Source organism: Microbacterium altimontanum, from assembly GCF_058349865.2.
In genome coordinates this window covers 195832-202461 of the sequence record NZ_JBYRJB020000001.1, presented here as the reverse complement: position 1 = coordinate 202461, position 6630 = coordinate 195832, and the positions used below count along the sequence as shown (strand labels likewise).

At 71.5% G+C, this 6630-nt stretch carries 4 protein-coding genes; 1 reads left to right on the top strand and 3 read right to left on the bottom strand.

Annotated features, from left to right (window positions below; all coding sequences use genetic code 11):
- Positions 1-283: 283 nt before the first annotated feature.
- Positions 284-2035: a phospho-sugar mutase gene (locus AC3RX1_RS00855; RefSeq protein ID WP_491499335.1), complete on the bottom strand. Its 1752-nt coding sequence runs from the start codon at positions 2033-2035 to the stop codon at positions 284-286.
- Positions 2035-2865, bottom strand: coding sequence for a purine-nucleoside phosphorylase (locus AC3RX1_RS00850; protein ID WP_491499334.1), 831 nt, complete (start codon positions 2863-2865; stop codon positions 2035-2037). Before AC3RX1_RS00850 ends, AC3RX1_RS00855 begins: the two co-directional genes overlap by 1 nt.
- 176 nt (positions 2866-3041) lie before the next feature.
- Between AC3RX1_RS00850 and AC3RX1_RS00845 the strand changes: the two genes are divergently transcribed.
- Positions 3042-4481, top strand: coding sequence for an NAD(P)H-quinone dehydrogenase (locus AC3RX1_RS00845; RefSeq protein ID WP_491499333.1), 1440 nt, complete (start codon positions 3042-3044; stop codon positions 4479-4481).
- A gap of 323 nt (positions 4482-4804) precedes the next feature.
- On the opposite strand, the gene AC3RX1_RS00840 is transcribed toward AC3RX1_RS00845, so the two are convergent.
- The gene (locus AC3RX1_RS00840) at positions 4805-6571 is read right to left on the bottom strand and encodes an acetyl/propionyl/methylcrotonyl-CoA carboxylase subunit alpha (protein WP_491499332.1); all 1767 of its coding nucleotides are present in this window, start codon (positions 6569-6571) and stop codon (positions 4805-4807) included.
- Between the last annotated feature and the right edge of the window lie 59 nt (positions 6572-6630).

Genomic DNA, 6630 nt, shown 5'->3' with positions numbered 1-6630 from the left:
GGCCAACTCGTGCAACGGAGGGCCAACTCGTGCAACGGAGGGCCAACTCGTGCAACGGAGGGCCAACTCGTGCAACGGAGGGCCAACTCGTGCAACGCGGGGCCAACTCGTGCAACGGAGGGCCAACTCGTGCAACGCGGGGCCAACTCGCGCAACGGAGGGGCAACTCGCGCAACGGAGGGGCAACTCGCGCAACGCCGGGCGACGGATGCGTCACGAGGCTCGGGTCGCGCCGGGCGACGGATGCGTCACGAGGCGCGGGTCGCGCCGGGCGACGGATGCGTCAGCGCAGGCTGTCGAGCAGGGACGACACCGCGTCGCGGAGCGCGGCGAGCCGGGCCGACGCATCCTGCGCGGACGTGCCGCGCACGTCGAGGTACGCCTTGAGCTTCGGCTCGGTGCCCGACGGGCGCACGAGCACCCGCGCGTCGTCGGCGAGCCGCAGGCGCAGCATGTCGGCGGGCGGCAGCCCCTCCGCGCCCCGACTGAAGTCGTCGACGCCCTCGACCATCGCGTCGCCGAGCCGCTGGGGAGCGGCCGATCGCAGCCCCGCCATGATCCGGCCGATGACCGCGACATCCTCCACCCGGATCGAGATCTGATCGCTCGCGAACGCGCCGAACGTCGCCGCGAACTCGTCGAGCAGATCCGCGAGCGTGCGCCCCGACTCCCGCGCCTCGGCGGCCAGCTGCAGCACCGCGACCGCCGCCGAGATGCCGTCCTTGTCGCGCACGGTCTCGGGGTTCACGAGGTAGCCGAGCGCCTCCTCGAAGCCGAACACCATCCCCGGCGCCCGCGAGATCCACTTGAACCCGGTGAGCGTCGCATGGAAATCGAGCCCGTAGTGCCGCGCGACAGCGGCGAGCCCCGGCGACGAGACGAGGGAGCAGGCGAGGGATGCGCCCGAGCCGGGCTCCGCCGCCCGGGCCGCGCGCCAGCCGAGCAGCAGACCGATCTCATTGCCTGACAGGCGCCGCCATCCCCCGTCGGCGGCGGCATCAGGCACCCCCACCGCGAGCCGGTCCGCGTCGGGGTCGTTCGCGATGATGAGCTCCGCGCCCGTGGATCGCGCCGCCTCGAACGAGAGATCCATCGCCCCCGGCTCCTCCGGGTTGGGGAACGCGACGGTCGGGAACGAGCCGTCGGGTTCGACCTGCGCCGTCACGGGCACCGGCTGCGGGTATCCCGCCGCCTCGACGACCCGCTGCACCGTCTCCCATCCGACGCCGTGCATCGCGGTGTACACCCAGCGCAGACCCCCGGCGGATCCGGAAGCCGGCCCCGACTCGGCGGATCCGGAAGCCGGCCCCGACTCGGCGGATCCGGAAGCTGACTCCGATTCGGCGGATCCGGAAGCCGGCCCCACGGCGGCGGTCGCCGCGATGTACGCATCGACGACCTCCTCCTCCGCCGTCTCGTACTCGTCCGAGCGCGGCAGCTCGGCGACCGAGCCGCCGTCGGCCACCTGCTGGATGTGCGCGGCGATCTCCGCGTCGGCGGGGGAGACGATCTGCGACCCGTGATCGTCGCCGCCGAGGTACACCTTGTAGCCGTTGTCGTTCGGCGGGTTGTGGGATGCCGTCACCATGACGCCGGCGTCGGCGCCGAGGTGGCGAACCGCGAACGCGAGCACCGGCGTCGGGAGGAGCCGGGGGAGGATGATCGCGCGCAGTCCCGCCCCGGCGAAGAGCTCCGCCGAGTCGATCGCGAAGGGGCGGGAGCCCCGCCGCCCGTCGTATCCGATCACGACCGTGGGCGGCGCATCCGGCCCCCCCTTCTCGTTGAGATAGGCGGCGAAACCCGCGGCCGCCTGCGCGACGAGCACGCGGTTCATGCGGTTGCTGCCCGCGCCGAGCTCGCCGCGCAGGCCGGCGGTGCCGAACAGGAGGCGACCGTCGAAGCGATCGGCCAGGTCGGCTGCGGCATCCTCGTCGTGCTCGGCGCGATCGAGCAGATCCTGCAGCTCGGCGCGCGTCTCCGGGTCGGGGTCCTGCGCCAGCCAGGCCTGGGCGCGGGCGGTGAGGGACTCGTCCATCACAGTGCCTCCACGACGCGGGCGAGCAGCTGCGAGATCACCGGCTCGGCGGCACGGCCGGCCTCGAGCACCTCGGCGTGGCTCAGCGGCGTCTCCTGGATGCCGGCGGCGAGGTTCGTGATGAGCGAGAAGCCGAGCACCTCCATGCCGGCCTCACGGGCGGCGATGGCCTCGAGCGCCGTGGACATCCCGACGATGTCGCCGCCGATGATGCCCGCCATGCGCACCTCGGCGGGCGTCTCGTAGTGCGGTCCGCGGAACTGCGTGTACACGCCCTCGTCGAGCGACGGATCGACGGAGTGCGCGATGTCGCGCAGCCGCTGCGAGTACAGATCGGTGAGGTCGACGAACGTCGCCCCCTCGAGCGGCGACGCGGCGGTGAGGTTGATGTGGTCGCTGATCAGCACCGGCTGACCGGGGGAGTAGGTCCGGCGCACACCGCCGGCGCCGTTCGTCAGCACCATGATCTTCGCGCCGGTCGCCGCCGCGGTGCGGACGGAGTGCACGACGCGGCGCACGCCGTGGTCCTCGTAGAAGTGCGTGCGCGCGCCGATCACCAGCACCCGCTTGCCGGAGGGGGTCAGGATGCTGCGCAGGGTGCCGACGTGTCCCTCCAGAGCCGGCTTGCTGAACCCGGTCACATCGGTCGCCGGGATCGTGGCGGTCGTCTCGCCGACGAGTTCGGCGGCCTTGCCCCATCCGCTGCCGAGGGTCAGGGCGATGTCGTGGCGGTCGACGCCGGTCAGGCGTGCGATGTCGGCGGCGGCCTCGCGGGCGATCTCGAACGGGTCTGCGGCCGGATCGTCCAGCGGGTGAAGGTCGTGACTCATGGGACCACTCTAGAAAGCGCGCCCGACAGGGGCCAGTCCGGCGCGGATTGCGCGCCCGACAGGGACCACACCGGCGCAGACTGCCGACCCGGGACAACGGCCGGCCGCGCGCCGGCAGCGGCCGGTCCTGAAAGCGGTGTCAGACGCCGAGGCGACGGCCTGGAAGAATGGAGGTCATGTCGTTGAGCTTCGAGCGCACCCAGTCCGTCGCCGTCCTCGGTGGGGGTCCGGGCGGGTACGAGGCGGCGCTCGCCGCCGCGCAGCTCGGAGCCGAGGTGACGCTCGTCGAACGGGCCGGCGTCGGAGGCTCGGCGGTCATCACCGACGTGGTCCCGTCGAAGAGCCTCATCGCCACGGCCGACGCCGCCGTCGCGATCGCCCAGGCGTCGGACCTCGGCGTCCAGCTCTTCGCGAAGGGCAAGGAGGGCAAGCCGCTCAAGCCCGAGATCGCGATCAACCTCGCGGCCGTCAACCACCGGCTCCTCTCGCTCGCCAGGCAGCAGTCCGACGACATGCGCGCGCAGCTCATCGAGGCGGGTGTCCGCATCATCCCCGGCCACGGCCGGCTCGAGGGTCGCAACGCGATCGTCGTGTCGACGGGTCCGGGTGGCACCGACTTCGACCGCGTCGAGGCCGACACGCTCGTCGTCTCGGTCGGGGCGGCTCCGCGCGAGCTTCCGACGGCGCAGCCCGATGGCGACCGCATCCTCACCTGGACGCAGCTCTACGACATGAAGGCGCTGCCCGAGCACCTGATCGTGGTGGGGTCGGGCGTCACGGGCGCCGAGTTCGCCGGCGCCTACATGAACCTCGGCGCGAAGGTGTCGCTCGTCTCCAGCCGCGACCAGGTGCTCCCGGGGGAGGACAAGGATGCCGCCGCAGTGCTCGAGAAGGTGTTCAAGCGCGGCGGGATGCAGGTGCTGTCGCGCTCGCGCGCGGCGAAGGTCGTGAACACCGGCGACGGCGTCGAGGTGACGCTGTCGGACGGGCGCGTGATCGAGGGCAGCCACTGCCTCATGGCGGTCGGATCGGTGCCCAACACGAAGGACATCGGACTCGACGAGGCCGGCGTGCAGATGACCGACTCGGGACACATCCAGGTCAATCGCGTCGCACGCACCTCGGTGCCGAACATCTACGCCGCCGGCGACTGCACGACGTTCGTGCCGCTGGCATCCGTCGCCTCGATGCAGGGCCGCACGGCGGTGTTCCACGCGCTCGGCGACGTGGTGATCCCGCTCGAGCGGCGCCGTATCGCGTCCAACATCTTCACCGCGCCGGAGATCGCGACGGTCGGGTGGCAGGAGGCGGACGTCGAGGCCGGTCTCATCAACGGCGTCGCGCACAAGCTGCCGCTGTCGGCCAACCCGCGCGCGAAGATGATGGGCACGAAGGACGGGTTCGTGAAGATCATCGCCCGGGCGGGCAGCGGCACCGTCATCGGCGGCGTGATCGTGGCGCCGAAGGCGTCGGAGCTGATCTATCCCGTTGCCGTCGCCGTCGAGCGGCGCCTGACGGTGGACCAGCTGTCACGGGTGTTCGCGGTGTACCCGTCGCTGGCGGGCAGCATCACGGATGCCACCCGTGCGATGCACCTCACCCACGTCGACGGCTGACGCCTCGCCGCTCGGGCGGGCCCCCCGAGCGGAGGAGTATCGGCCCAGAGCAGGAGAAATCCGGCGCCGATTCCCCTTCTGTCGGCGGAATCTCCTCGTCTCGGCCGGAGCGCGTCGGAGCGGAGCGGTCTCGGCCGGAGCGCCGCACTGTACTGACGACGGCGATCTGAAGAACGGATGCGTCGATCGCCGCGCTTGCTCGACGACAGCGCGCGGCCTCCGTCGCTCTCCAGAGGAGGAGAATCAGCCCAGGTGAGGGCGAATCGGCGGATGTTCTCCTGCTCCCGAGCGAATCCCCTCATCTCGGGATGATGAGCGTCGCGTCAGGCGATCGTCAGCAGCTGGTGACCGGCCGACACGGTGGTGCCGGGTGTCGCATTGATCGTGCTGACCACGCCGTCCTTGTGCGCCTGGATCGGCTGTTCCATCTTCATCGCCTCGAGCACGACCACGAGGTCGCCCTTGACGACCTGCTGCCCTTCCTCGACGGCGATCTTCACGACCGTGGCCTGCATCGGCGACTTCACCACGTCGCCCGAGGCTCCGGCCGTCGCCGTGGTGGTGTGCGCGCGGCGCGACGGCGGCGCGACCGCGGGGCGTCCCGCCGCGACCGGTGCCGCGGCGACCCGGTCGGGCAGGCTCACCTCGAGCCGCTTGCCGGCCACCTCGACGACGACGGTGTGCCGGGTCTCGACCGGCTCCGGGTCGCCGAGCTCCCCGTCCCACGGCGGGATGTCGTTGACGAACTCCGTCTCGATCCACCGCGTGTACACGCCGAACTCGCCGTTCTCCGCGGTGAACGCCGGATCGCGCACGACCTTGCGATCGAACGGCAGCACCGTCGGCAGGCCCGCCACCTCGAACTCGTCGAGGGCTCGGCGTGCGCGCTCCAGGGCCTCGGCGCGGTCGCGACCGGTGATGATGATCTTCGCCAGCAGCGAGTCGAAGGCGCCGCTGACGACATCGCCGGCGGTCACGCCCGAATCGAGCCGCGTGCCGGGGCCGCCGAAGGTCTTGAAGACCTTGATCGGCCCGGGCTGCGGGAGGAACCCCCGACCGGGGTCCTCGCCGTTGATGCGGAACTCGATCGAGTGGCCCACCGGCACCGGGTCGTCGTAGTCGAGAGTGCCGCCCTCGGCGATGCGGAACTGCTCGCGCACGAGGTCGATGCCGGTGACCTCCTCCGACACCGGATGCTCGACCTGCAGGCGCGTGTTCACCTCGAGGAACGACACCGTGCCGTCGGCTCCGATGAGGAACTCGCAGGTGCCGGCGCCGACGTAGCCGACCTCGCGGAGGATCGCCTTCGACGACGAGTAGAGCACGTCGCGCTGCTCGTCGGTGAGGAACGGCGCCGGCGCCTCCTCGACGAGCTTCTGGTTGCGGCGCTGCAGCGAGCAGTCACGCGTCGACACCACGACGACGTTGCCGGCGGCATCCGCCAGGCACTGCGTCTCCACGTGCCGCGGCTTGTCGAGGTACTTCTCGACGAAGCACTCGCCGCGTCCGAACGCGGCGACCGCCTCGCGGGTCGCCGATTCGAACAGCTCCGCGACGGTGTCCATCTCCCGCGCGACCTTGAGCCCGCGGCCGCCTCCGCCGTACGCGGCCTTGATCGCGACCGGCAGGCCGTACTCCTTCGCGAACGCGACGACCTCCTCGGCCCCCGAGACGGTGCCCTGGGTGCCCGGCGCGAGCGGAGCACCGACCTTCTCGGCCACGTGGCGTGCGGTGACCTTGTCGCCGAGCGCCTCGATGGCCTCCGGCGACGGGCCGATCCAGGTGAGCCCGGCCGCGATCACGGCGCGCGCGAAGTCGGCGTTCTCGGCGAGGAAGCCGTAGCCGGGGTGTACCGCGTCGGCGCCGGACCGGCGCGCGACCGAGAGGATCTTGTCGATCGACAGGTAGGTCTCGGCGCTCGTCGTGCCGTCGAGGGCGTAGGCCTCGTCGGCGAGCGTCGCGTGCAGGGCGTCGCGGTCCTGGTCGGCGTACACCGCGACCGAGGCCTTTCCGCTGTCGCGCGCTGCGCGGATGACACGTACGGCGATCTCGCCGCGGTTCGCGATGAGCACCTTGGCGATTTCAGGCATGGACTTCAGCCTACCCAGCGGCTTTCCGTCGTTTTTGAGTGCATCGCACAAGATCACCC

Excerpts from the sequence above, each read along its gene's own strand:
- AC3RX1_RS00855 (WP_491499335.1), bottom strand. The coding sequence starts at position 2,035 with ATGGACGAGTCCCTCACCGCCCGCGCCCAGGCCTGGCTGGCGCAGGAC.
- AC3RX1_RS00850 (WP_491499334.1), bottom strand. The coding sequence starts at position 2,865 with ATGAGTCACGACCTTCACCCGCTGGACGATCCGGCCGCAGACCCGTTC.
- AC3RX1_RS00845 (WP_491499333.1), top strand. The coding sequence starts at position 3,042 with ATGTCGTTGAGCTTCGAGCGCACCCAGTCCGTCGCCGTCCTCGGTGGG.
- AC3RX1_RS00840 (WP_491499332.1), bottom strand. The coding sequence starts at position 6,571 with ATGCCTGAAATCGCCAAGGTGCTCATCGCGAACCGCGGCGAGATCGCC.